This is a genomic window from Pseudomonas putida W15Oct28 (assembly GCF_000708715.2).
In the GTDB taxonomy this organism is placed as follows: Bacteria; Pseudomonadota; Gammaproteobacteria; order Pseudomonadales; family Pseudomonadaceae; genus Aquipseudomonas; species Aquipseudomonas putida_R.
This window is the reverse complement of record NZ_JENB01000002.1, coordinates 143944-165925: the sequence shown is the minus strand read 5'-3', so window position 1 is coordinate 165925 and position 21982 is coordinate 143944. Positions and strand designations below refer to the sequence as shown.

The window sequence follows — 21982 nt, the reverse complement described above, 5'->3', positions numbered from 1 at the left end:
GGCGATACCAGTGGGGGTTCCGGCGTTAGCGCCGAAAAGCCAAAGACCTTATCGTTTGCCCTTGCACAATGACAAGACGGACACTGTGATGAAGTATTTGCGAATGTTATTCGACAATTTCACCCTGGCCTTGCTCGGGGTGGTCCTGATCGCCACCGTGCTGCCTTGCTCGGGCGATGGTGCGGTCTATTTCGGCTGGCTGACCAACCTGGCCATCGGCCTGCTGTTCTTCCTGCATGGCGCCAAGCTGTCGCGCGAGGCGATCATTGCGGGTGCCGGGCACTGGCGCCTGCACCTGCTGGTGTTCTCTTGCACGTTCGTGATGTTCCCGCTGCTTGGCCTGGCGTTCAAGCCGTTGTTCCTGCCGCTGGTGGGCAACGAGTTGTACCTGGGCGTGCTCTATCTGTGTGCCTTGCCGGCCACGGTGCAGTCGGCCATCGCCTTCACCTCGCTGGCCCGCGGTAACGTGCCAGCAGCCATTTGCAGCGCGGCAGCGTCCAGCCTGCTGGGCATCTTCCTGACCCCCTTGCTGGTGATGATGTTGCTGGGCGCCAGTGGTGATACCGGGTCGGGCCTGGATGCCGTGCTGAAAATCACCCTGCAACTGCTTGTGCCGTTCGTTGCCGGGCAGATTGCGCGGCGCTGGATCGGCGCCTGGGTCAAGCGCAATGCGCGCTGGCTCAAAGTGGTGGACCAGGGTTCGATCCTGCTGGTGGTGTATACCGCCTTCAGCGAAGCCGTGGTCACGGGGTTGTGGCACACGGTATCGCCGCAGCACCTGGCCGGGTTGTTCGCCGTGTGCGGGATTCTGCTGGCGGTGGTGCTGTTTGGCACCCGTGTGCTTGGCAAGGCATTGGGCTTCGACCTTGAGGACCGCATCACCATCCTGTTTGCCGGCTCCAAGAAAAGCCTGGCTACCGGGGTGCCGATGGCGCAGGTGTTGTTCGTGGGCAGTGGTATTGGTGCGATGATCCTGCCGCTGATGCTGTTCCACCAGATCCAGTTGATGGTCTGCGCGGTGCTGGCGCAGCGGTATGCCAGCCGTGAGCAGGCGGCTGAAGAGGCTTCGGCGGCGTCCTGACAAGGCCCTATCGCCGGCAAGCCAGCTCCCACAGGTTTTGCACAGGTCTCAGGCTCGGCGCCGTCCCTGTGGGAGCTGGCTTGCCGGCGATGGGCTGCAAAGCAGCCCCATTCCTACCTGGCCTGCCCCGAAGCGCGTTCGCGCAATGCCTTGCCCACCTCGGCCTCGATCTTGTAGGCCGGCCCCTCCAGTTCGTCATAGTTGCGCGTATAGCGTCGGGCGAACTCCTCTACGCCCAGCTCCTGATATTGCTGCACATGCTTGAGCTCGTGCGCCCACAAGGCCACGTTGTCCTCGGCATCGCCGGCCCGGCGGAAGATGATCGTGTCGATCAGCGTCACGGCGTTTACGTCGGGGTTCTGCAGCAACGCGTTGGCCGCGCTCATCTGCTGTTCGTCACCCACCCGGAAGCGCGCCGCATCGAGCACGGCAAAGTCGTACCAGGGTTCGAGCTGCGCACGGATATGCAGCGGGATCGGTTCGACGCCGCTGGCGGTGGCCTCGTCCCTGGCCTGGCGCAAGGCGAATGTCAGGCTGGACGAGGCCATGACCTCCATGTCCTTGAGAATCTGGCCGGCCTGCCCAGGGTCGATCGGCGCACAAAAACAGCCCATCAGGCACACTTGGTATTGCCCGGGTGGGCAGGCTTGTTCGGCAAGCGCGGGCAGCGCCAGCGTCAGGCCCAGCAGCAGGCTAATCCGCTTCATGCAGGGCCTTTTCGACAAACTGGCGGCTTGCGTCCAGCACTTGCGACTGCACATGTTCAGTGGCCAGCATGCGCCCGACCATCAAGGCACCTACGCACTGGCTGATCAGCACCCAGGCCAGTTGATCATCCTCCAGTGTTGCGCTCCAGGCTTGGTGCAGTTCGACCAGCCAGTGCTCGGCCTCTTCGCGCACCGGCGCTGCGGCCCGGGCGATTTCCACACCCAGCGGCGGCAGCGGGCAGCCGCTTTCGGCGTTGTGCAGATGGGCCAGGCTCAGGTACTGCTGCAGGCAGCGGCCCAGGCGTTCGCGGCTCGCGCCCTGGTTGGCCAGGCGGGCCAGCGGGCTGTTGTGCAGCTCCTGGCGCACCACCTCGGTAAACAGGTCGTCCTTGGAGGGGAAGTGGTTGTAAAAAGCGCCGCCGGTCAGGCCGATTGCCTTCATCAGCCCGGCCACGCCGGTGCTGGAAAAGCCCCCGCGCTTGGCCAGCGCGCCGCTGCTGGTCAGCAACCGTTCGCGGGTCTGCTGCTTGTGTTCGTTGGAATAACGCATTCACTTGCCTCTGCAGGCGGGCTTGACGATGACGGTGATCATAACATAGCGTTCGTTTACTAAACGATCATTCACCAATGGAGGCAGGCATGTCAGAACAACAAAAAGTAGTGCTGGTGATCGGTGCGGGCGACGCCACCGGTGGCGAGATTGCCAAGCGCTTTGCCCGTGAGGGCTACATTGCCTGCGTCACACGGCGGCAGGCAGAAAAGCTGCAACCGCTGCTGGAGGAAATCCGCGCCGCTGGCGGCCAGGCCCACGGTTTTGGCTCGGATGCGCGCAAGGAGGAGGAGGTGGCAGCGCTGGTTGAGGCTATCGAGCGCGATATCGGTCCCATCGAGGCGTTTGTTTTCAATATCGGCGCCAATGTGCCCTGCAGCATCCTTGAGGAAACCCCACGCAAGTACTTCAAGATCTGGGAAATGGCCTGCTTTGCCGGCTTTCTCACCGCTCAGGCGGTTGCCCGGCGCATGGTCCAGCGTGAGCGCGGCACGATCCTGTTCACCGGCGCCACCGCTGGCACCCGTGGTGCGGCAGGTTTCGCGGCGTTCGCCGGGGCCAAGCACGGCTTGCGCGCCCTGGCCCAGAGCATGGCGCGCGAACTGGGGCCGCGGAACATCCATGTCGCGCATGTGGTGGTGGACGGGGCCATCGACACCGCCTTCATCCGCGACAGCTTCCCCGAGCGCTATGCCCTCAAGGACCAGGACGGCATCCTCGCCCCGGCGCACATTGCCGACAGCTACTGGTTTCTGCATGCCCAGCCCCGAGACGCCTGGACGTTCGAACTGGACCTGCGCCCCTGGATGGAACGCTGGTAAGCCCCTCTCACCAAGCAAGGACCGTAACCATGCACAAGACTGTCGATTTCTTTTTTGACCTGGGCAGCCCGGCCAGCTACCTGGCCTGGACCCAACTGCCAGGCCTGTGTGCCCGCCAGGGTGCCACGCTGCATTATCGGCCAATGCTGCTGGGCGGGGTTTTCCAGGCTACCGGCAACGCTTCGCCGGCCATGGTCCCGGCCAAGGGGCGCTACATGTTCACCGACCTGGCACGCTTTGCTCTGCGCTATGGGGTGCCGTTCGGGCTGCCGCCGGGGTTTCCGGTCAATACCTTGGCCTTGATGCGCGGGGTAATGGGCACCCAGTTGCGCTCGCCAGAGCGGTTGGAGGCGTTGTTGTCGCTGCTGTTCAAAGGGCTGTGGGTGCAGCGTCGCAACCTGAGCGATAGCGCCGTTCTGGACGAAACACTGAGCCAGGCAGGGTTCGACCCGCAGGTGTTTCACGCGCTGGCAGCTGACCCTGAAGTGAAAGCAGCGCTCAAGCAGGCGACCGAGGTGGCAGTCGAACGCGGCGTGTTTGGTGCGCCGACCTGCTTCGTCGGTGAGGCCATGTTCTTTGGGCAGGACCGTCTGGACTTTGTCGAGGAGGCGTTAAGTCAGGGTGCCAGCAGCTTCTCGAGCTGAGTGCGTTCCCACAGGCTGAGCAGGTCGACGGGGTTGGTGCCGTACCGTTGCCAGTCCTCGGTCCCAGCCTGCTGGCCGTCAGGGGAATGGCAACTGATGCAATGGGCCAGGCCTTCGGCATCAAGGGCCAGCGTCAATTGCCAGCCCTGGATGTCGACATCGACCAAACCGCCATCGCGGCGTGCACTCACCTCAAGGTGATGCACGCCAAGGGCCGCGTTGCGCAGGCTCTGGTAGATGGCCCGGGTGTTCAGCGTACCGCTGCGGGTCAAGATCAGAAATTCGCCGGCGTGTTTGCGCTGATGATCTCGGCCTCGTCCGGGCCGATGTTCTTGAAACTGTGTGGCAGGGTAGTGGGGATGTAGTAGCCATCGCCCGAGCTCAGCACGCTGACCTGGCCATCGACCCACAGTTCCACGGTGCCGCGGGTGACCAGGCCACATTCTTCGCCTTCGGCATGCACGATAGGCTCACCCGAATCCGCACCCGGTGCATACAGTTCGCGCAGCATGCGCATCTGCCGGCCCTCGACACTGGCGCCGACCAGCAGCATGCGCAGGCCGTTACGGCCCAGATCGGGCTGCTCGCCGCCCCGGAACACAAAGCGCTCTTCTCGCACCGGCTCGTCGAAGCTGAAGAACTCCGCCAGGCTCATGGGAATGCCTTCGAGCAGCTTTTTAAGGGAGCTGACCGACGGGCTGACGCGATTCTGCTCGATCTGCGAGATCGTCGAATTGGTCAGCCCGCTGCGGCGGGCCAGTTCCCGTTGGGAGAGGTTGTTGCGTTCACGCACCAGTTTGAGTCGCGTCCCCGTGTCCATAGCCGCCTTGTAATCAGAGGTGTAAAAAATAATGAGCGACGCGCATTAAAACACACTCTGCACGCTTGCGCGCTGTGCTTCTCAGGCACGCTGTTCGCGCGGCATCGGCCATAGCCCGACCAGCAGCAACAGCGCGGCCACGGCCAGGAATGGCAGGCGTGGGTCGAGGGCATACACCAGGGTGCCGGCCAGTGGCCCGATCACCGCGCCCATGCCCTGGGCGGCACCAATGGAACCGGCTGTGGCACCTTGCTCGGAGGCGTGCATGGCGTTGGCCGCCAGCGCTGAAAACGACGGGAAGACAAAGCCCATGCCCGCTGCCGCGACGAAGTAGCAGCCCCATAGCCAGGGTGCGGTGGTCGCGAGCGAGCCGCAGGCAAAGCCCAGGGCCGAAACCGTGGCGCCTACCCGGATCATTTTAAGTGGCGGCCATTCCAGTTTGCGCAGCAGTACCTGTGACAGCATCAGTGCCACGCCCACCGTGGTCAAAGCGATGCCGGCGGCCTGGGCAGCTTCTGCAGGGCCCAGGTGCAGCCGGTCGAGGGCGAAGAAGCCGACAATGATCTGCGACACGGTGACACTGAGCATGGCGCTGAACGCTACCAGCAAGGGCCGGCGCAGGCGGGGGTCGTTCAAACGCACTGGGCTCGGGGCATAGTTGTGGGGCAGCGCCTGCGGTTTGAGGGTGAACAGCAGCACCAGAAAGGCACTGGCCGGCAGCAGCGACATGATATGGAAGGGCAGGCTCAGGCTATGCCGCGCCAGCAGCGCCGCCAGCGCCGGCCCCACTACCAGGCCGACAGCGTTGGCCGCCCCCAGCGAAGCCATGGCCCGGGCACGCCGCTGCGGCTCGACATGGTCGGCGATCAGCGCGTTGCAGCCTACCGGGATAGCAGCATAGAAGGCGCCGATGCAGCCGCGTGCGACCATCAGGCCGATGAACGCAGCGGTCGCGCCCGGCAGCCAGCGCAGCGCGCCTTCGACAAACAGGCATAACAGCCAGTAAGCCAGGGTGAAGCCGGCGGTCCCCAGCAACAGGATGCGCCGACGGCCCAGGCGGTCTGCCGCACGGCCCCAGGGCCGGGCCAGCAGCACCCAGACCACGCCGGCCACCGTCACGGCGGCGCCGGCCTGCCAGGTGGCCATGCCGAGCTGGCGGGCAATCGGGCCGATCAGGGCGACGAAGGCCATCATCGACATGGTACAGGCCATGTTGGCCAGCAGCAGCGGACGCAAGTCCAGGGTGCTGGCAGGTTTAAGGGTTGCAGGATCCTTTGCGACGTTCATAGGGCAGTCCAGGGCAGTACGGCAAAAAGAAAGCCGATCTTATTAAGAATCATTATTGATTGTCGAATGCCCTGTGCTGCTGCAGGTCATTCGCTGCGGCGCAGGGGGCCAGGCCACATGCTACGCAACACGCCGTCGCGGCGCACCCATGCGTGCATCAAGGCTGCACCCACATGCACCAGCACCGTGGCGAACAGCAGGTAACCGGCCCAGCCGTGCGCCAGGCGCAACACGGCATACAGTTGCAGGTTGTGCGGGGCGATGGCGGGCAAGCCCAGCGGGCGAGGGTAGTCGCCGGCCGATAGCATGGCCCAGCCCAGTAGCGGCATGGCCAGCATCAGGCCGTAGAGCAGCAAGTGCGAGGCCCCGGCGGCCCAGCGCTGCAGGGGTGGCAGGTCTCGCGGCAAGGGTGGGTGAGGTACGGCCAGGCGCACGCCGATGCGCAGCACTACCAGCACCAGCAGTGCCAGGCCTGTGGCCTTGTGCAGCCCGATCAGCACCGGGTGTCGTAGCGACAGGTCGGTAACCATGGTCACACCAATGAACAGCATGGCCAGGATCATCACGGCCATCAGCCAGTGCAGCAGGCGGGCGAAAGGGTGGAAGGCTTCGGGTTTCATGGGCGGGCTCCGGTGCTGAGCGATTCACGGCTGCGGCGGTTGAACGATTCCGAGTAGGCAGCCGAACGGGCGGCGAGGATTGGGTCGGCAGATGCCTCCATGCCTCGGGGCAGGATCAACGGGTCGAAGTTGAGGTCGCCGCATGCCCCCTGTTCAGGGGCGTCAACCTGTTCCAGCACCAGGGTGCCGGCATCTACGCTGCGCCGCTCGGCAGGCCAGGGCCGGGCAGGGTCGTCCACCGCATCCCCGGGCTCGGCCAGCACCAGGCGAAGGGTCCAGCGCAACGGGCCTTGGGCCAGGCGTTGTTGCAGGTCGTGTTGGAGAAACTGTTTGTCATCGATCTGGGTAGGCAGCGCGGCAAATGCGGTTTGTGGCTCAAGCTGCCAGCGCACCGGGTGGCGCGCGCCGCCTGCGTCGATCAGGTGAAAGGCATTGATGCTGTGGTATTGCGTGCTGGCGAAGCTGTTGCTGGGCTTGTAGCCCGCCGCCCATTGGCGAAACGCCGCACTTTCCGGGTGGGCTGCGAAGAACGCCTGCATGCTGGCAGGGTTCGGTTTGCCGGTGGCCGGGTCTGGCGTGTTCGCCAGTACTTGCTCGTAGAAGCCTTGCGGCGTGCTGATTGCCAGCACCGGTGGGTTGTTCATGCCGGTGCGCCAGACCTGCCCGTCGTCGGTGCTCAGCTGAATGGCCAGGCTGCGCACGGGTATGCCGGTGTCCGGGGCGAACGGGTTGGCGCCGCCGATGGCGAAGCGGCCGATCACCGGCACGCGCGTCTGGCTGAAGACGCGCGCCGTGGACAGGTTGGCGGCTTGCCCGCTGGCCTGGAAGTAGCCGCTGACGCACAGGCCCTTGGCGTGGTTCTTCCGGTAGCCTGGGTAATGCCCGGCCTGGGCCTCGAAGGTGTCAATGATGCGTTGTGGCGTCAGCCGGGTTTCGCCGAGCCAGCCGGCGGCATAGGCAAAGCCGGCGCCTGCGGCCAGCATCACGGCGCCGATGGCGGCCAGGCGCAAGGCTTTGGCCGGGCCGTGCAAAGGTGAGTTCATGGTCATCGTCCGGTTTGGTGAATGTGCCAGTACGACGGGGCAGGGATAAATTTATTCCATCGGCGGGAATAGAATTTCCTGGCAGGCGTCTGCCTTTACAATGACTACTTCAAAGGCCGGGACTTTGCCATGCACGATCTGGACGACCACCAGTGGCGCGAGCTGCTGGCCCGCCTGCGCCGCTTTGCCGTGTGGCTGACCCGCGAACCGGGCAGCGCCGATGACCTGGTGCAGGCCACGGTCGAGCGAGCCCTGAGCCGACGCGACCAGCAACGCGACGCCGAGGCGCTGCGGGCCTGGCTGTTTACCATCCTCTATCGGCTGTTCCTTGATGGTAAGCGCCGCGATCGCCTGCATGCGCGCTGGCTGTCCTGGTTCGGCCGTGCCGAGCGGGAGGAGGAGCCGATCGGGGCCAACCTTGAGGCCATTGTCCTGGCCCAGGCCGACTTGAAGGCATTTGCCCGGCTGACGGCCGAACAGCGCGCCTTGTTGCTGCTGATCAGCATCGAAGGCTTGAGTTACAAGGAAGCCGCCCAGGCCTTGGGCATCCCCATCGGCACTGTGATGTCGCGCCTTTCGCGCGCCCGCAGTGCCTTGCGCGAACTGACCGAGGGCAACCCCCAGCCCCCGGCCTTGCGGAGACTGAAATGACGCGTCTGATCCCCAGCGAAGACGAATTGCACGCTTACGTCGATGAGCGCCTGGAGCCTGTGCGCCGGGCCGAGGTGCAGGCCTGGCTGGCGGCTAACCCGCAAGCTGCGGAACGTGTGGAGGGCTGGCGCGCCGATGCCCGGCGGCTGCGTACGGCGCTGGCCGGATTGGGCGAACTGCCCGGGGCGGCGCAGTTGGACCTTGGGCGGTTGCGTCGGCAATTACGCCAGCGTCGGCAGCGGCGCTGGGCCGCGGCGGCGGTGGTGATGCTGGCATTGGGTGTGGGAGGGCTGGGCGGCTGGCAGGTACGCGATGCGACCCTGGCACGGGCCGACCTGCCCATGGCCGATGCCGTCCAGGCGCACCGTTTGTTTGCCGGCAGCGAGGCGCTGGATATCCAGGCCAGCGACCCAAGGCAGTTGCGCGACTGGCTGGGGCGGCATTTCAGCCGTGTGGGCCAATTGCCGGACCTGGCGGGCTATGGCTTCAAACCGGTGGGGGCGCGCTTGCTCAGCAACGAGCAGGGGCCGGCGGCACTGCTGGTGTTTGAAGATGGCAGGGGTCAGCGCATCAGCCTGTTCCTGCGCTCACCGGGCGACCTTTATCGGCGCATGCCAAACGGGCAGCGGGTCGATGGCCAGCTGGAGGCGCGGTACTGGTCGCATGGGGCTTACAACTTTGCCCTGGTCAGCGCGGCGGACGATGTGCGTGGGGCAGGGGTGGGGGAGGCGTTGCGGTTGGGGTTGTGAGTGCGGAGGTCGAAAGCGGCACACACAGTCTGTGGGAGCGGCCTTGTGTCGCGATAGGGCCGCGCAGCGGCCCCAGGATTTTTGCGTCAACGTCTAGATTGCTGGGGCTGCGATGCAGCCCTATCGCGACACAAGGCCGCTCCCACAGGGACGGAGGTGGCTGTTGATGGGGCTATAGGGCCCCGGCAATCAGCTCAGTTCGAGCCAGATCGGCGCATGGTCCGACGGCTTTTCCATCCCACGCAGTTCATAGTCCACGCCCGCTGCCTTGATCCGCGGCACCAGGTGCTGCGAGGCCATGATCAGGTCGATGCGCAAGCCACGTTTGGGATCGTCCTCGAAACCACGGCTGCGGTAGTCGAACCAGCTGAAACGGTCGCTCACGTCCGGGTACAGGTGGCGGAAGCTGTCAACCAGGCCCCAGCCTTTCAAACGCTCCATCCACTCGCGCTCTTCCGGCAGGAAGCTGCACTTGCCGGTCTTCAGCCAGCGCTTGGCGTTCTCTGGGCCGATGCCGATATCGCAGTCCTGCGGCGAGATGTTCATGTCGCCCATCACCAGCAGTGGCTGGTCGTTGCGGAACTGGCCTTCCAGCAGTGCCTGCAGGTCACTGTAGAAGCGCTGCTTGGCCGGGAACTTGGTGGGGTGGTCGCGGCTTTCGCCCTGGGGGAAGTAGCCGTTCATGATGGTGATGGGGTTGCCATCGGCATCGGCGAAGGTGCCCCAGATGAAGCGGCGCTGGGCGTCTTCTTCGTCGGTGGCAAAGCCTTTGTGCAGGCTCAGCGGTGCCTGGCGCGACAGCAGGGCCACGCCGTAGTGGCCTTTCTGGCCGTGGTAGTGCACGTGGTAACCCAGCGCCTGCACGTCGGCGAGCGGGAACTGATCGTCGCTGACCTTGGTTTCCTGCAGGCCGATCACGTCCGGCTGGTGCTTTTCGATCAGCGCTGCCAGCTGGTGCGGGCGGGCTCGCAGGCCGTTGATGTTGAAACAGACGATCTTCATGGAAAGACAATCCCGGTAAAAGGCGGGATGCTAGCCGACATCGCCCCACATCACCAGCGTGGCGGCTTATGCAGCCTGCTGCTAACGTGCTGTAGGGGGTGAACGAAGCGCGGTGGAGCACCTCCAAGGCACTGTACGCCCATTCCAGGAGGTTTTCCCGCAATGCCCGAAACCACTGCCGCTCCCGCCCATGTCTGCCTGCTCGATGATGGCTACAGCCGCGAGGCGCGTTCGCTGCTGTACAACGCCTACCGCCACGAACCCACCTTTGCCTATATTTTCGAAGCCCAGCGTCCGGGGTATGAGCGACGCTTGCGGGTGATGGTGCGCGAATGGGTGCGCCAGCACTTCTACCTGCAATTACCTGCCATCGGCCTGCTGGTCGACGACCGCCTGATTGCCCTGGCCCTGATCGTGCCGCCGATGCGCCGGCTGGGCGTGGCCGACAGCTGGGCCTGGCGCCTGCGCATGATCTTGGGCACTGGCCCGCGCTGCACGCGGCGCTACATGGACTACCAGGCCGCCCTGGCCACCTGCCTGCCAACCGATCAGGTGCATGTGTTGCCATTGCTGGGGGTACACCCGCAATTTCAGGGCAAGCATTACGGTGAGCAATTGCTACAGGCCGTGCACGACTGGTGCGCGGACGACCCCGGCACCCAGGGCGTGGTGCTGGACACCGGCAACGAGCATTACCTGGCCTTCTACCAGCGGCAGGGTTATGAAGAAATCGGCGAGGTCGCCGTAGGGCCGATCCGGGAGCGGGTGTTCTTCCATCCCAATCCCGTCGCTTCAAACTCCACTTTTGCCTGAACATCCCGCCAGGCGGCTCCCTTGAGCGCCTGGCTCTGGTAGCATTCGCCGCATGACGTATTCAGGAAGATTGACCTGGGGCCTGGTTTTCTGGGCCGCCAGTTTCGCAGCATGGGGCCAGAGCGAGTTGCTGGTGAAGGTAAAACCAGCCAACAAAGCGCTCAAGGCCAATGTCGAAGGCTATATAGGCACCCTTGGTGACCGCGATGAAGAAGCATTGTTACGCTTCAGTCGCGGGGCAGAGGAGCAGGCGCGCAAAGCCGCGCAGGCACTTGGCTACTACCAGGCGCAGATCGATTCCGAGGTCAAGCCCCCCAAAGATGCAGACCATTCCCCGCAACTGATCCTCAGCATCAACCCGGGCGAGCCGATTCGCCTGCGCAACGTGACCGTGCGCATCGAAGGCCCGGCCAGCGAAATGAAGGCCTTTCGCGTGCCCGACAGCAAAGCGCTGCGCCCAGGCGAACAACTCAACCACGGCCATTACGAAGATGCCAAGCGGCTGATCCAGAACCAGGCGTCGCGCTACGGTTTTTTCAGTGGCCGCTTCAACCGTCAGCGCCTGGCGGTCGATCCGCAGGCCGGTGTGGCCGATATTGAACTGGTCTACCAGAGTGGCCCGCGCTATCACCTGGGCGCCGTCACCTTCGGCGGCGACACGCCGCTGGACGACGACCTGCTGCAGCGCATGGTGTCGTTCAAGCCGGGCACCCCCTACGACTCGGAACTGATTGCCGAACTCAACAATGACCTGCAATCGAGCGGTTATTTCGAAGGCGTGCGGGTGGATGCTGCGCCCACCGCCGCCGTGGGTGAAGAAATCCCGGTGGATGTCCGCCTGGAAACCCGCAAGCCACGCACAATGGGCCTGGGCCTGGGCTTCTCGACCGACGTCGGTCCGCGTGGCAAGGCCAACTGGACCCGCCATTGGGTCAACCCGCAGGGCCACAGTTATGGTTGGGAAACCGAGCTGTCGGCACCCCGGCAGAACGTTGGCCTGTGGTACGACATCCCCCTCGACCCGCCACTGACCGACAAATTGCGCTTTGCCGGCGGCTACCAGAACGAGGAGCTTGCCGGTACCGATACCCTCAGCAAACTGCTGACAGTCGGCCCCGAGTGGCACAGCAAGCTGCCCAGCGGCTGGCAGCGGGTCATTTCGCTCAAGTACCAGCGCGAGGAGTATCGCCTGGGTGACGATTCCGGGCTGAGCAACCTGCTGATGCCTGGCGTGAGCTATTCCTTCCTGCGCAGTGACAACCGCATCGACCCGCACAACGGCTACCGCCTGCAGTTCGATGTACAGGGGGCCAAGGAAGGGCTGGTTTCCGACACCAACCTGTTGCACGGCAACGTACTGCTCAAGGGCCTGACCACACTGGGCCAGAACCACCGCTTGCTGGGTCGCGTACAGTTTGGCGGCAGCGCGACCAATGGCTTCAAGAACAACATTCCGCCGTCGCTGCGCTTCTTCGCCGGTGGCGACCAGAGCGTGCGTGGCTACGACTACCAGACCCTGTCGCCGAAGAACAGCGATGGCGACCGCATCGGCGGGCGCTACATGGTGGCCGGCAGTGTCGAGTACCAGTATTCGCTAACCGAAAAGTGGCGGATCGCGACGTTTGTCGACCAGGGTAACTCGTTCAACAACCTTGAGTTGCCTAGCCTCAAGACCGGTGTCGGTTTTGGTGTGCGCTGGGTCTCGCCGGTCGGGCCGTTGCGCCTGGACCTGGCCAAGGCGCTGGATGACGAAGGGGGCATTCGCCTGCACTTTTCCATGGGGCCTGAGCTGTGAAACGCGTGATCAAATACATTCTGCTGGGCCTGCTCGGGCTAGTCGCGAGCCTGGGCCTGGCGCTGGGCCTGCTGCTGGGTACCGAGGCTGGCAGCCGCTGGGCGCTGGGCAAGGTGCCTGGGCTTGATGTGGCCGATTTCCAGGGCCGCCTGGCGGGCAGCTGGCAGGCCAGCATGCTGCGCTGGGCCGACGGTGGCAGCACGGTAGAGGTGCAGGCACCGCTACTGGCCTGGTCGCCCGCCTGCCTGATGCGCGGCACGTTGTGCATCGACCGGTTGCAGGCACAACGCATCGACATGGCCTTTGCGCCAAGTGCCGAGCCGGCTGACAGCGGCCCGCTGCAGTTGCCAGCGCTGCGCTTGCCGCTGGCCATCGAGCTGGGCGAGGTCAAGGTCGGCCAACTGCGGCTGGATGGCAGCGACCTGCTGGGTCACTTGCAACTGGCGGCGCACTGGACCGGCACCGGGATGCGCATCGACAGCCTGCACCTGCAGCGCGATGACCTGCAACTGAACCTGCAGGGCGACCTGCAGCCCGAAGGTGACTGGCCAGTGCAACTCCAGGCGCAGCTGCAACTGCCCGCCGTAGACGGCAAACCCTGGCAGCTGGCGCTGACCGCCACCGGCGAATTGCAAAAGACCCTGAAGCTTGCCGGCACCAGCAGCGGTTACCTCGACGCCACGCTGAGCGGGCAGTTGCAGGCGTTGGCCGAGCACCTGCCAGCGACCCTGCAGATTCGTTCAGCGGCGTTCAAACCGGCGGGCTCGCTGCCCGATACCTTGCAGTTGAATCAGCTCAAGCTGGATGCCAAGGGCGATCTGCTCAAGGGTTATCAACTATCAGGAACGGCAAGCCTGCCGGCTGAGCAGTCGCCGATCGCGTTGGCGTTGTCCGGGCTGGTCGACAGCAAAGGGGCCAGGCTCGATGCCCTTGACCTGGCCGCCAGCGACACCCAGCGCGTCAAGCTGCAAGCCACGGCCGACTGGCAGCAAGGCCTGACCGCCGATGCGCAGCTGGACTGGCAGGACTTCCCGTGGTTGCGCCTGTACCCGCTGGAGACGCCGCCCGAGGTCACCCTCAAGCGTTTCAATACCCAAGTGCATTATCGCGATGGCAATTACCAGGGCACCTTCAAAGGCGACCTCGACGGCCCGGCGGGGGCGTTCAGCCTGGCCAGCCCGTTCGAAGGTGACCTGACCCAGGTGAAACTGCCGCAACTGGCGCTGACCGCCGGGCAGGGCAAGGCCGCCGGCAGTGTTGCCGTGCGTTTTGCCGACACCCTGGCCTGGGATGTCGACTTGCAGCTTTCGGCGCTCGACCCGGCCTATTGGCTGGCGGAGCTGCCGGGCACTTTGGCGGGGCCACTGCGCAGCAAAGGCGAGATGAAAGGCGAGGTGCTCACCCTTGATGCCCAGCTTGATCTCAAAGGCCGCCTGCGCGGCCAGCCGGCAGTGTTCAAGGCCGAGGCCCAGGGAGCGGGGCAGAGCTGGACACTCGGCGCCCTGGCGATCCAGCTGGGTGACAACCGTATCAACGGCAGTGGCAGTTTGCAGCAGCGCCTGGCCGGGCGAATCGACCTTGACTTGCCGCGCCTGGGCCAGCTGTGGCCAAGGCTGCAGGGCCAGGTCAAGGGCCGGCTGGATGTTGCCGGCACCTTGCAGGCTCCGCAAGGCACGCTGACCTTGCAGGGCCAGCGCTTGGCCCAGGCCGAAAACCGGCTGCAACAGCTGGACCTGGATGCCCGCCTGGACAACGCCCAGCGCGGCGTGATCGAGCTCAAGGCCACTGGCATCCACCTGGGCGACACGGCATTGGGCACGTTGCAGGCCAACGGCAAAGGCGATATCCGTCAGCAAGCCTTGACCCTGGCGCTAGATGGCCCGCAACTCAAGCTGGACCTCGGCCTGGACGGCCAGTTGAACAAGGGTGACTGGCGTGGGCGCCTGGCGAGTGGGCGTATCCAGGCCGGTGGCCAGGACTGGCAGTTGCAAGCGCCGGCACGCCTGCAGCGCTTGGCCAGCGGCCAGCTGGACTTCGGTGCCCATTGCTGGCGCTCTGGCCAGGCCAGCCTGTGTGGTGACGACCAGCGCCTGGCGCCCGAGCCGCGCTTGCGCTACCACCTCAAGCAGTTCCCGCTCGACAGCCTTGCCCAGTGGTTGCCTAAGGACTTCGCCTGGCAGGGCCTGCTCAACGCGGATATCAATCTGGACATCCCGGCCAGCGGCCCCAAAGGCAACATCGTCATTGATGCCAGTGGCGGCACGCTGCGCGTGCGCGACAAAGGCCGTTGGGTCGATTTCCCTTACCAGGCCCTGCGTGTCGACAGCACGTTGGCACCACGGCGTATCGATACCCGCCTGGCGTTCCGTGGCGAGCGCCTGGGCGAGCTGAACGTCAACACGCGCCTCGACCCGCTGGGCAAGAACAAGCCGTTGTCAGGTGATTTCCGCCTGGCCGGGCTGGACCTGTCGGTGGCCCGGCCGTTCGTGCCGATGGTCGAACGCCTGGCCGGGCAGCTCAACGGCAGTGGCCAGCTTTCAGGCACCTTGCTGGCACCACAGGTCAACGGCAACCTGATGCTCAGCGGTGGTGAAGTCAGTGGCGCCGAGTTGCCGGCCAGCCTTGAGGACCTGTCGTTGCAGGCGCTGATCGCTGGCGAGCAGGTGCAACTCAATGGCAACTGGCGCAGCGGCGATGCCGGGCGCGGCCAGTTGAGTGGCAACCTCACGTGGGGGCAGGCGCTGGGCATGGACCTGCGGCTGCAAGGCCAGCAACTGCCGGTCACGGTCGAGCCCTATGCAACGCTGGAGGTCGCCCCGGACCTGACCTTGCGCCTGATCGACGACAAGCTGGCGGTTACCGGCAAGGTGCAAGTACCCAAAGGCAAGATCACCGTGCGTGAACTGCCGCCGTCCACCGTGAAGGTATCGGATGACACGGTAATCGTCGGTCATCAAACCGAAGAGGGCAAGCCGCCCATGGCGATGGCCATGGACATTGATGTCGAGGTGGGCCGCGACAAGCTGTCGTTCAGTGGCTTTGGCCTGACCGCCAACCTGCTCGGCCACGTGCACATCGGCGACAACCTCGACACCCGTGGCGAATTGAGCCTGGCCGACGGCCGCTACCGTGCCTACGGCCAGCGCCTGACCATCCGCCGTGCGCGCTTGCTGTTCGCCGGCCCGATCGACCAGCCGTACCTGGACATCGAAGCCATCCGCACGGTCGATGACGTGATTGCCGGTATCCGCCTGAGCGGCAGTGCCGAGCAACCCACAACCAAAGTGTTTTCGGAACCGGCCATGAGCCAGGAGCAGGCGCTGTCGTACCTCGTGCTGGGGCGGCCACTGGGCAACTCTGGCGAGGACAACAACATGCTTGCCGAGGCAGCGTTGGGCCTGGGGCTGGCAGGCAGCGCCGGCATCACCGGCAGCCTGGCATCGAGCCTGGGGATCGACGACTTCCAGCTGGACACCGAAGGCTCGGGCAACAGCACCAGCGTGGTCGCCAGCGGCAATATCACCGAGAAGCTGAGCCTGCGTTACGGCGTGGGTGTGTTCGAGCCTGCCAACACCATCGCGTTGCGTTACAAACTGAGCAAGAAGGTGTACCTGGAAGCCGCCAGCGGGCTGGCCAGCTCACTGGACATCTTCTACAAGCGCGATTTCTGAAGCGGTGCCGGGGCGGCCGTCAACGGACGGTGGCCGCCTCGATGAATTCATTGGTGTCGGGCGAGGGCAGCGGGCTGGGGGCGCGTACCGGGGTAATCAGGCTGGTGTATTCCTCGATTAGCCGGTTCAGGGCTTCCGGTGGCTCGCTGGCCTGGAACTGCATGCGGATCTGCACTTCGTCAGGGTCACGGCTTTCACCCTGACGGCCTTGGCCACCGATGGTGACCTTGAAGCTCGCAGCCTTGTTCTCGCTCGCGGTCAGCAGTGCCTGTTGCGCTTCGGTCCCTTTGACCCGTACCGACAGGTCGACCTGCATGCGCTCCAGGGCCAGGCCTTTGGGCGACACCAGTGCAAACAGGGGGACGCGCATGATGTGCTGCCCATCCATGGCCACTTCGACCATCTTGGCTTTCATGGGGGCACCCAAGGCGTCGCTGTCGCACTCGAAGAATTGGTCGAACAGGTTGATGTACTGCTGTGCAATCAGGCTGTTGGTGGCGCTGGCGGCTTCTTGCAGGCCACGGGTGATCTCTCGCAGGTCGATGGAGGTCATCGGGGCAGGGGGCTTGTTCATGGGCTCGACTCCTCAGGCAAAATGTTGCCCCCCGGTGCTGGCCAGGGGGCTGTTTTGCGGCGTACGGGTCGTCTCACGGGTTGTTGTTGCCTGCATCGGCAGCGGGGTCTTTCAAGGTATCGGCCTGGGAGATTTCGTCGGGGCTTTGCAGTTCGGCGGTTCTGATAACGGTTGGCTTGGTCGCCGCATCGGTCAGGAACTCGATCACCCTCATCATTGCTTCAGGTGGCTCCTGGCGCTTCATCGTCGTATTGAAGGCGTAGCGGGCGCGGGTGTCGGTCTTGCGTGTTTGGGCGGACTTGTGGCTGACGCTGCCCTTCACGTTCAGCTTGAATGGACCCCAGCCCAGTGAGCCGGCCATGTCTGCACCCATTTCCGTGCTGGAGGTGTCTTCCGACATCTGATTGATGATCAGCTCGAATTCGACATTACCTTCATCGATGGAGATGTTCGGGTGTGTGATGGCCGCCAGCAGCGGCACCTTCATGGTCTTGCTGACCACACCCTTGTATTCACCCTGCTCGTCGACAATGGTCTCGTCGTAGTCGAACTGAATGGCCACGGCCTTGCCGTCCTGCACGCACACCTGCATCAGGAAGTCGGCGTACGACTTGCTGGCGGTAACCTGTGCCTGGACCATGGCCTGCAGGGGGCCTGCGATCATGCGATCCATGGGCAAGGCGTTGATCACGGATCCGATGAAGCTGTTATCTATCGACATGTTTTGTTGCTCGTTTTATGAAGGGAAAAGGTGGCCACCCCTGGCGGCCCAGGTGCTGGCCGTCAGCGAGCGCAAGTCTCCTGGCGACGGATGTTGCCGATCTGGCGCAGGCTCAGGCCGTACTTGTCGGCCAACAGGCTGCGGGAAAGGCCATTGGCGCTTTCTTTCTGGATCTGCTGATTGCGCAGCTGGCGCAGGAAGTGGTCAGCCTTGGGGATCTCCAGGGCTACCCCGGCAAAGCGCTTGATCAGTGCGTCCAGCGCTTCGGGCGGCAGTACGTCGGCGAGCTTGGTACGCTCGCGGTACTTGGGGATGTACTTGGGCCTGCCGCCGTAGGCGCAGGTCAGCTGGTAGGCGTTGTCGATGCCGATACAGTCGACCAGGGCCTGCAGCGAGTGGGGCAGTTGGCTGATATCGATGAGGCTCAAGTCTGGTAATTCCATATGGCACTCCTTCGGGATGGGGAATGTGCGACCCGATCACCAACGGCGTTATGTCGACGGTGTGAGCAAATTCTGTGGGACAGCCACAGCGCGTCGCTAGGCGACATATGGGTTGCGGTTTGTAGCCTCGGTGAACAGGGATTGCAGGCAGCGATATCCTGCGCTGTAGGACATGTCTTCAAGGCATGGCTGTGGCGGTTGATTTCCCATATGGGCGCTCCGCTCGTCGAGTGATGGGGCGGGGTACCCTCAGTTGCAGGGGTAGCTGCTCAGCAAGCTGGCGCTGCGCAGGTAGGCCTGGGGGGCGTCGAGCATGCCTTGTGGCAGCGTCCGCCAGTCGACCAGCAGGCACAAGGCATGCAATGGCTGCCCGCCGCGCTGACCGATGACCGTGCCGGAAAAGCTGCGGCGGTAAAGCGCCTGGGTCTGGTGCAGCGCCTGCACCTGATCGGCTTGGGCCAACGTCTGCCGGGCCAGTTCGGGTAACTGGGACATGGGTGCGGTGAAATGCACCGGCGCACCGTTTGCCTGCAGGTAGCCGGCCTGGCGCACGCGCTGCCACAGTTGTTGCCATTGGCTGGCGCCGGCATGGCGCTCCAGGTCGCGGCCAAGCTCAAGCAGTTGCGCCGCCGGTACTTGACGAGTGTCCAGCGCGTGAAGGGTAAGCGGGGTCAGAATCAGGGACGCGAACAGCAGGGGTTTGTACATGATGCCTCCGGCATGGGTGCTTGGAGCCCCATGCTTTCAGGCAGTCGCCACCCTACCCAGCAGGAAATGCAGCGCCGGGCCCTATGGGCGTTGTATCATTGCCACGGCTCGTTGCGAGCCATTTGCCCCTGATGTTGCAAGGAACTTTCGATGACACACGTGCAGCGCCTCAAATACTCCCTTCTGATCATCCTGGTGGTACTGGGCCTGATGCTGGGCCTGTCCCACCTGCAGAAGCAGGGCACGATCAGTGAGCAGACCTTCCAGATGGCGGCCATCGCCATCGCCGTGGTGGTCGTGGTGATCAACGGCATTCTGCGGCGCAAGGTCAAGCCCTGACCCGTGCGGGCCGGCCAGGTGTGGCCGGCCATGCGCTCAGCGTGAAGATGCCTGTTCCAGTACGGCGCGCGCCTGGGGGTTGAGGGTGTAGCACTTGTCGTTGCCCAGCTCGATGACACCTTCGGTGCACAGCCGCTTGAGCACTTCACGCACGCTGAGGAATGACAACGGAATATCCAGCTGCTCCAGCTGTGCGTGCACGCCGCGTACGCCAATGCTGCGGCCATTGCGGTCGGCGGCGTGCAGGGCATCGATCACCTTGAGCCGGATCAGGCTGGTACGCAGGCCGAAAGTGCGCAGCAGCTCGCGGATCTGTTCATTGCCGATGCGTTCTTCAGAAAAAACGTCCTGTCCGTTGGGCGCTTTGCCTGGGACGCGCCCGGCTTGGGTCGAGGGTTGCGGGTTGTACATGTGAATGCTCCTTTTCGTGGACGAACCCGAAATGTGGTTGCCTCACTTACTAGGACGAATGAGAACGCAAAAACTGCAACCCACTCGTAAAAAAAATGCCTGCTCCTCTTCAAGACGTTCCATCGCCTTGTAATACGTAAAATTTTCACCTGGCCGTTCGTCTGATCGGGATAAGCCCCGAACCCGAGGAGTGCCCGTGTTTCCACTTTCCCGTCCCATGACTTGCGCAGGCCTGGCCGCTGCACTGGTGGCCTTCAGCGTTGCCGTGCAGGCGCAGCCCGCCGCCGATGCCAGTGCGCAGATTCGTCGAACCAGTTACGGGGTGCCGCATATCGTGGCCAAGGATGAGCGCGGCCTGGGCTATGGTGTCGGCTATGCCTACGCCCAGGACAACCTGTGCCTGCTGGCCAACGAGGTCCTGACCGTGAGCGGTGAGCGCTCACGCCATTTCGGTGCCAAGGGCAAGACCCTTGAGCAGCGTGACAACCTGGCCAGCGACCTGTTCTTCACCTGGCTCAACAGCCCAGCGGCGGTCGATGCGTATCTGCAGGCGCAACCGGCGCAGGTTCAGGCACTGCTGGCGGGTTATGCCAGCGGCTACAACCGGGCGCTGGCCGAGCGCCGCCGCGAAGGCTTGCCCGCCGAATGTGGCAACGGCGAGTGGCTGCGGCCGATCACCAGCCAGGACTTGGTCAAGCTGACCCGCAGGCTATTGGCCGAAGGCGGTGTTGGGCAGTTCGTCGAAGCACTGGCGGGTGCGCAACCACCTGCACAGAGCCCCCAGCAGGCGTCGGCGGGTTTCGCCAGCGCACTGGCACGGCAGGAGCGTTTTGCCACGGAGCGCGGCAGCAATGCGGTGGCCGTGGGAGGGCAGCGTTCGGCCAATGGCCGCGGCCTGTTGCTGGCCAACCCGCACTTCCCGTGGATGGGCGGCATGCGCTTCTATCAGATGCAGCTGACCATTCCCGGCCAGCTCGATGTAATGGGTGCGGCATTGCCGGGCCTGCCGGTGGTCAATATCGGTTTCAACAAGCACCTGGCCTGGACGCACACCGTCGACACCTCCAACCACTTCACCCTGTACCGGCTGCAGCTCGACCCCAAGGACCCGACCCGTTACCTGCTTGACGGCAAGTCGCTGCCATTGGCCCGGCAAACCATCAGCGTTGCGGTCAAGGCCGAAGATGGCAGCCTGAGCCAGGTAGAGCGGCAGGTCTACAGTTCGCAATTCGGCCCGGTGGTGCAATGGCCCGGGCGCCTGGATTGGGATGCGCACGCGGCCTACAGCTTGCGTGACGCCAACCTGGACAACACCCGGGTGTTGCAGCAGTGGTACCAGATCAACCGTGCCGACAGCCTGGCAGCGTTGAAAGGCTCGGTCGAGCAGCTGCAGGGCATTCCGTGGGTCAACACCTTGGCCGTGGACCAGGGCGGTGGGGCGTTGTACCTGAACCAGTCGGTGGTGCCGTATGTCGACCAGCAACTGCTGGGCGCCTGCAGCAACCCGCAAGGGCAAGGGCGCATGGTGGTGCTCGATGGCTCGCGCAGCGCGTGTGAGTGGAAGGTCGACGCGCAGGCTGCGCAGCCGGGTATCTTCCCGGCGCGAATGCTGCCGAGCCTTGAACGCCAGGATTTCGTGCAGAACTCCAACGACCCGGCCTGGATGGCCAACCCAGCGCAGCCGCTGACCGGTTATTCACCCCTGGTCAGCCGCAGTGACCAGCCGCTGGGCATGCGCAGCCGCTTTGCCCTGCAGCGCCTGCAGGGCACGGCAAGGCTGGGCGTTGATGACCTGCAGCGCATGGTGACCGACGACGAGGTCTACCTGGCCAGCCTGGTGCTGCCAGACCTGCTGCAATGGTGCAAGGGCGCAGGCGCGGATGTGCAGGCCGTGTGCAGCAGCCTGGCGGCCTGGAATGGCAAGGCCGACATCGACAGTGGCATTGGCCTGGTGCATTTCCAGAACCTGTTCAATGCCCTGGCCGCGCACCCGGAAAGCTGGCGCGTGGCCTTTGACCCGGCTGACCCGCAGCACACGCCGCGTGGTTTGGCGGTGGAGCAGGCGGCCGTGCGCAAGCTGGTACATGAAGCGGCACTGGCGTCGCTCAAGCAGGTGAGCGACAGCGGTGTAGCGGGGGAGGCGCGTTGGGGGCAGGTGCAGCAGGCGCTTGATGGCACGCCGGTACCGGGTGGCCCGCAGGCGCTGGGCGTGTACAACGCGATGTACAGCGTGCCGCACGGGCAGGGCAAGCGGCTGGTGGTCAGCGGTACCAGCTACCTGCAACTGGTCAGCTTCACCGACAAGGGGCCAGAGGCTCGTGGGTTGCTGGCGTTCTCCCAGTCGAGCGAAGCGGCATCGGCGCATGCCAGTGACCAGACCAAGGCCTTTGCGGCCAAGCAGCTGGCGGTGATGCCGTTTACCGAGGCACAGATCAAGGCAGACCCGGCGTATCGGGAAGTGGTGATCAGTGAGCGGGACACAGGGGCGGTGGCCCAGCAGTAAGGCATTCTGGCCCTATCGCCGGCAAGCCA

At 64.4% G+C, this 21982-nt stretch carries 23 protein-coding genes; 10 read left to right on the top strand and 13 right to left on the bottom strand.

What is annotated here, in order from left to right:
* The first annotated feature begins 88 nt into the window (after window positions 1–88).
* Window positions 89–1081, top strand: coding sequence for a bile acid:sodium symporter family protein (locus AK81_RS02000; RefSeq protein ID WP_043196389.1), 993 nt, complete (start codon window positions 89–91; stop codon window positions 1079–1081).
* A 113-nt stretch (window positions 1082–1194) separates the two neighbouring features.
* Here the strand turns inward: AK81_RS02000 and AK81_RS01995 are convergent, their stop codons facing one another.
* Together AK81_RS01995 and AK81_RS01990 are read right to left on the bottom strand one after the other, a co-directional pair.
* Window positions 1195–1788 carry a DUF4157 domain-containing protein gene (locus tag AK81_RS01995; RefSeq protein ID WP_043196387.1) on the bottom strand — a complete coding sequence of 198 codons (594 nt, stop codon included), beginning with the start codon at window positions 1786–1788 and terminating at the stop codon, window positions 1195–1197.
* A complete protein-coding gene (locus AK81_RS01990) occupies window positions 1775–2338 on the bottom strand; it encodes a TetR/AcrR family transcriptional regulator (RefSeq protein WP_043196384.1) in 564 nt (187 codons plus the stop codon). The genes AK81_RS01995 and AK81_RS01990 overlap by 14 nt, the downstream gene beginning before the upstream one ends.
* An 89-nt stretch (window positions 2339–2427) precedes the next feature.
* Here AK81_RS01990 and AK81_RS01985 point away from each other — a divergent pair, with 89 nt between their 5' ends.
* On the top strand, window positions 2428–3159 hold the full coding sequence (locus AK81_RS01985; protein ID WP_043196382.1) for an SDR family oxidoreductase: 732 nt from the start codon (window positions 2428–2430) through the stop codon (window positions 3157–3159).
* 29 nt (window positions 3160–3188) lie between these two features.
* Entirely contained in the window at window positions 3189–3803 is a 615-nt protein-coding gene (locus AK81_RS01980; RefSeq protein ID WP_043196379.1) for a 2-hydroxychromene-2-carboxylate isomerase, read from the top strand.
* On the opposite strand, the gene AK81_RS01975 is transcribed toward AK81_RS01980, so the two are convergent.
* From AK81_RS01975 to AK81_RS01955, 5 genes are all read right to left on the bottom strand, one after another.
* Entirely contained in the window at window positions 3776–4075 is a 300-nt protein-coding gene (locus AK81_RS01975) for a DUF7693 family protein (protein WP_241496047.1), read from the bottom strand. The genes AK81_RS01980 and AK81_RS01975 overlap by 28 nt on opposite strands.
* Before the next feature lie 2 nt (window positions 4076–4077).
* Window positions 4078–4623 (bottom strand): cupin domain-containing protein, encoded by a 546-nt coding sequence (locus tag AK81_RS01970; protein ID WP_016500000.1) that lies wholly within the window; start codon window positions 4621–4623, stop codon window positions 4078–4080.
* Window positions 4624–4704: 81 nt separating this feature from the next.
* Complete coding sequence (locus AK81_RS01965; protein ID WP_043196377.1) at window positions 4705–5910, bottom strand: MFS transporter; 1206 nt, start codon at window positions 5908–5910, stop codon at window positions 4705–4707.
* Between the two features lie 86 nt (window positions 5911–5996).
* A complete protein-coding gene (locus AK81_RS01960; protein WP_043196376.1) occupies window positions 5997–6530 on the bottom strand; it encodes a cytochrome b in 534 nt (177 codons plus the stop codon).
* The gene (locus AK81_RS01955) at window positions 6527–7579 is read right to left on the bottom strand and encodes a catalase family peroxidase (RefSeq protein WP_043196375.1); all 1053 of its coding nucleotides are present in this window, start codon (window positions 7577–7579) and stop codon (window positions 6527–6529) included. The genes AK81_RS01960 and AK81_RS01955 overlap by 4 nt, the downstream gene beginning before the upstream one ends.
* Before the next feature lie 123 nt (window positions 7580–7702).
* On the opposite strand from AK81_RS01955, the gene AK81_RS01950 reads away from it, so the two are divergent.
* Together AK81_RS01950 and AK81_RS01945 are read left to right on the top strand one after the other, a co-directional pair.
* Window positions 7703–8224 (top strand): sigma-70 family RNA polymerase sigma factor, encoded by a 522-nt coding sequence (locus AK81_RS01950; RefSeq protein WP_043196373.1) that lies wholly within the window; start codon window positions 7703–7705, stop codon window positions 8222–8224.
* On the top strand, window positions 8221–8973 hold the full coding sequence (locus AK81_RS01945; RefSeq protein WP_043196372.1) for an anti-sigma factor family protein: 753 nt from the start codon (window positions 8221–8223) through the stop codon (window positions 8971–8973). Before AK81_RS01950 ends, AK81_RS01945 begins: the two co-directional genes overlap by 4 nt.
* Before the next feature lie 189 nt (window positions 8974–9162).
* Here the strand turns inward: AK81_RS01945 and xthA are convergent, their stop codons facing one another.
* The gene (xthA, locus tag AK81_RS01940) at window positions 9163–9975 is read right to left on the bottom strand and encodes an exodeoxyribonuclease III (RefSeq protein ID WP_043196371.1); all 813 of its coding nucleotides are present in this window, start codon (window positions 9973–9975) and stop codon (window positions 9163–9165) included.
* Window positions 9976–10137: 162 nt separating this feature from the next.
* Here xthA and AK81_RS01935 point away from each other — a divergent pair, with 162 nt between their 5' ends.
* The 3 genes from AK81_RS01935 to AK81_RS01925 are packed head-to-tail and all read left to right on the top strand — an operon-like array spanning window position 10138 to window position 16254.
* Window positions 10138–10788 carry a GNAT family N-acetyltransferase gene (locus tag AK81_RS01935; RefSeq protein ID WP_043196370.1) on the top strand — a complete coding sequence of 217 codons (651 nt, stop codon included), beginning with the start codon at window positions 10138–10140 and terminating at the stop codon, window positions 10786–10788.
* A gap of 52 nt (window positions 10789–10840) precedes the next feature.
* On the top strand, window positions 10841–12583 hold the full coding sequence (locus AK81_RS01930; protein ID WP_043196369.1) for an autotransporter assembly complex protein TamA: 1743 nt from the start codon (window positions 10841–10843) through the stop codon (window positions 12581–12583).
* Window positions 12580–16254: a translocation/assembly module TamB domain-containing protein gene (locus AK81_RS01925; protein ID WP_043196367.1), complete on the top strand. Its 3675-nt coding sequence runs from the start codon at window positions 12580–12582 to the stop codon at window positions 16252–16254. The genes AK81_RS01930 and AK81_RS01925 overlap by 4 nt, the downstream gene beginning before the upstream one ends.
* A gap of 19 nt (window positions 16255–16273) precedes the next feature.
* On the opposite strand, the gene AK81_RS01920 is transcribed toward AK81_RS01925, so the two are convergent.
* From AK81_RS01920 to AK81_RS01905, 4 genes are all read right to left on the bottom strand, one after another.
* On the bottom strand, window positions 16274–16828 hold the full coding sequence (locus AK81_RS01920) for a DUF2589 domain-containing protein (RefSeq protein ID WP_043196366.1): 555 nt from the start codon (window positions 16826–16828) through the stop codon (window positions 16274–16276).
* A gap of 73 nt (window positions 16829–16901) precedes the next feature.
* The gene (locus AK81_RS01915) at window positions 16902–17549 is read right to left on the bottom strand and encodes a DUF2589 domain-containing protein (RefSeq protein WP_043196364.1); all 648 of its coding nucleotides are present in this window, start codon (window positions 17547–17549) and stop codon (window positions 16902–16904) included.
* A 62-nt stretch (window positions 17550–17611) separates the two neighbouring features.
* The gene (locus AK81_RS01910) at window positions 17612–17992 is read right to left on the bottom strand and encodes a Mor transcription activator family protein (RefSeq protein WP_043196362.1); all 381 of its coding nucleotides are present in this window, start codon (window positions 17990–17992) and stop codon (window positions 17612–17614) included.
* A 249-nt stretch (window positions 17993–18241) separates the two neighbouring features.
* Entirely contained in the window at window positions 18242–18700 is a 459-nt protein-coding gene (locus AK81_RS01905) for a hypothetical protein (protein WP_043196360.1), read from the bottom strand.
* A 150-nt stretch (window positions 18701–18850) separates the two neighbouring features.
* Between AK81_RS01905 and AK81_RS01900 the strand changes: the two genes are divergently transcribed.
* Window positions 18851–19039, top strand: a complete 189-nt coding sequence (locus tag AK81_RS01900; protein WP_016499986.1) for a hypothetical protein — start codon at window positions 18851–18853, stop codon at window positions 19037–19039.
* 36 nt (window positions 19040–19075) lie between these two features.
* Here the strand turns inward: AK81_RS01900 and AK81_RS01895 are convergent, their stop codons facing one another.
* Window positions 19076–19450, bottom strand: coding sequence for a fe2+ zn2+ uptake regulation protein (locus AK81_RS01895; protein ID WP_043196358.1), 375 nt, complete (start codon window positions 19448–19450; stop codon window positions 19076–19078).
* A 196-nt stretch (window positions 19451–19646) separates the two neighbouring features.
* On the opposite strand from AK81_RS01895, the gene AK81_RS01890 reads away from it, so the two are divergent.
* The gene (locus tag AK81_RS01890) at window positions 19647–21953 is read left to right on the top strand and encodes an acylase (RefSeq protein ID WP_043196356.1); all 2307 of its coding nucleotides are present in this window, start codon (window positions 19647–19649) and stop codon (window positions 21951–21953) included.
* Window positions 21954–21982: the final 29 nt, after the last annotated feature.

Bases quoted from the DNA above. Each gene is read 5' to 3' on its own strand.
- AK81_RS01910 (WP_043196362.1), bottom strand. From the start codon at position 17,992: ATGGAATTACCAGACTTGAGCCTCATCGATATCAGCCAACTGCCCCAC.
- AK81_RS01915 (WP_043196364.1), bottom strand. From the start codon at position 17,549: ATGTCGATAGATAACAGCTTCATCGGATCCGTGATCAACGCCTTGCCC.
- AK81_RS01970 (WP_016500000.1), bottom strand. From the start codon at position 4,623: ATGGACACGGGGACGCGACTCAAACTGGTGCGTGAACGCAACAACCTC.
- AK81_RS01985 (WP_043196382.1), top strand. From the start codon at position 2,428: ATGTCAGAACAACAAAAAGTAGTGCTGGTGATCGGTGCGGGCGACGCC.
- AK81_RS01990 (WP_043196384.1), bottom strand. From the start codon at position 2,338: ATGCGTTATTCCAACGAACACAAGCAGCAGACCCGCGAACGGTTGCTG.
- AK81_RS01945 (WP_043196372.1), top strand. From the start codon at position 8,221: ATGACGCGTCTGATCCCCAGCGAAGACGAATTGCACGCTTACGTCGAT.
- AK81_RS02000 (WP_043196389.1), top strand. From the start codon at position 89: ATGAAGTATTTGCGAATGTTATTCGACAATTTCACCCTGGCCTTGCTC.
- xthA (WP_043196371.1), bottom strand. From the start codon at position 9,975: ATGAAGATCGTCTGTTTCAACATCAACGGCCTGCGAGCCCGCCCGCAC.
- AK81_RS01960 (WP_043196376.1), bottom strand. From the start codon at position 6,530: ATGAAACCCGAAGCCTTCCACCCTTTCGCCCGCCTGCTGCACTGGCTG.
- AK81_RS01920 (WP_043196366.1), bottom strand. From the start codon at position 16,828: ATGAACAAGCCCCCTGCCCCGATGACCTCCATCGACCTGCGAGAGATC.
- AK81_RS01930 (WP_043196369.1), top strand. From the start codon at position 10,841: ATGACGTATTCAGGAAGATTGACCTGGGGCCTGGTTTTCTGGGCCGCC.
- AK81_RS01965 (WP_043196377.1), bottom strand. From the start codon at position 5,910: ATGAACGTCGCAAAGGATCCTGCAACCCTTAAACCTGCCAGCACCCTG.
- AK81_RS01995 (WP_043196387.1), bottom strand. From the start codon at position 1,788: ATGAAGCGGATTAGCCTGCTGCTGGGCCTGACGCTGGCGCTGCCCGCG.
- AK81_RS01905 (WP_043196360.1), bottom strand. From the start codon at position 18,700: ATGTACAAACCCCTGCTGTTCGCGTCCCTGATTCTGACCCCGCTTACC.
- AK81_RS01950 (WP_043196373.1), top strand. From the start codon at position 7,703: ATGCACGATCTGGACGACCACCAGTGGCGCGAGCTGCTGGCCCGCCTG.
- AK81_RS01900 (WP_016499986.1), top strand. From the start codon at position 18,851: ATGACACACGTGCAGCGCCTCAAATACTCCCTTCTGATCATCCTGGTG.
- AK81_RS01980 (WP_043196379.1), top strand. From the start codon at position 3,189: ATGCACAAGACTGTCGATTTCTTTTTTGACCTGGGCAGCCCGGCCAGC.
- AK81_RS01935 (WP_043196370.1), top strand. From the start codon at position 10,138: ATGCCCGAAACCACTGCCGCTCCCGCCCATGTCTGCCTGCTCGATGAT.
- AK81_RS01955 (WP_043196375.1), bottom strand. From the start codon at position 7,579: ATGACCATGAACTCACCTTTGCACGGCCCGGCCAAAGCCTTGCGCCTG.
- AK81_RS01895 (WP_043196358.1), bottom strand. From the start codon at position 19,450: ATGTACAACCCGCAACCCTCGACCCAAGCCGGGCGCGTCCCAGGCAAA.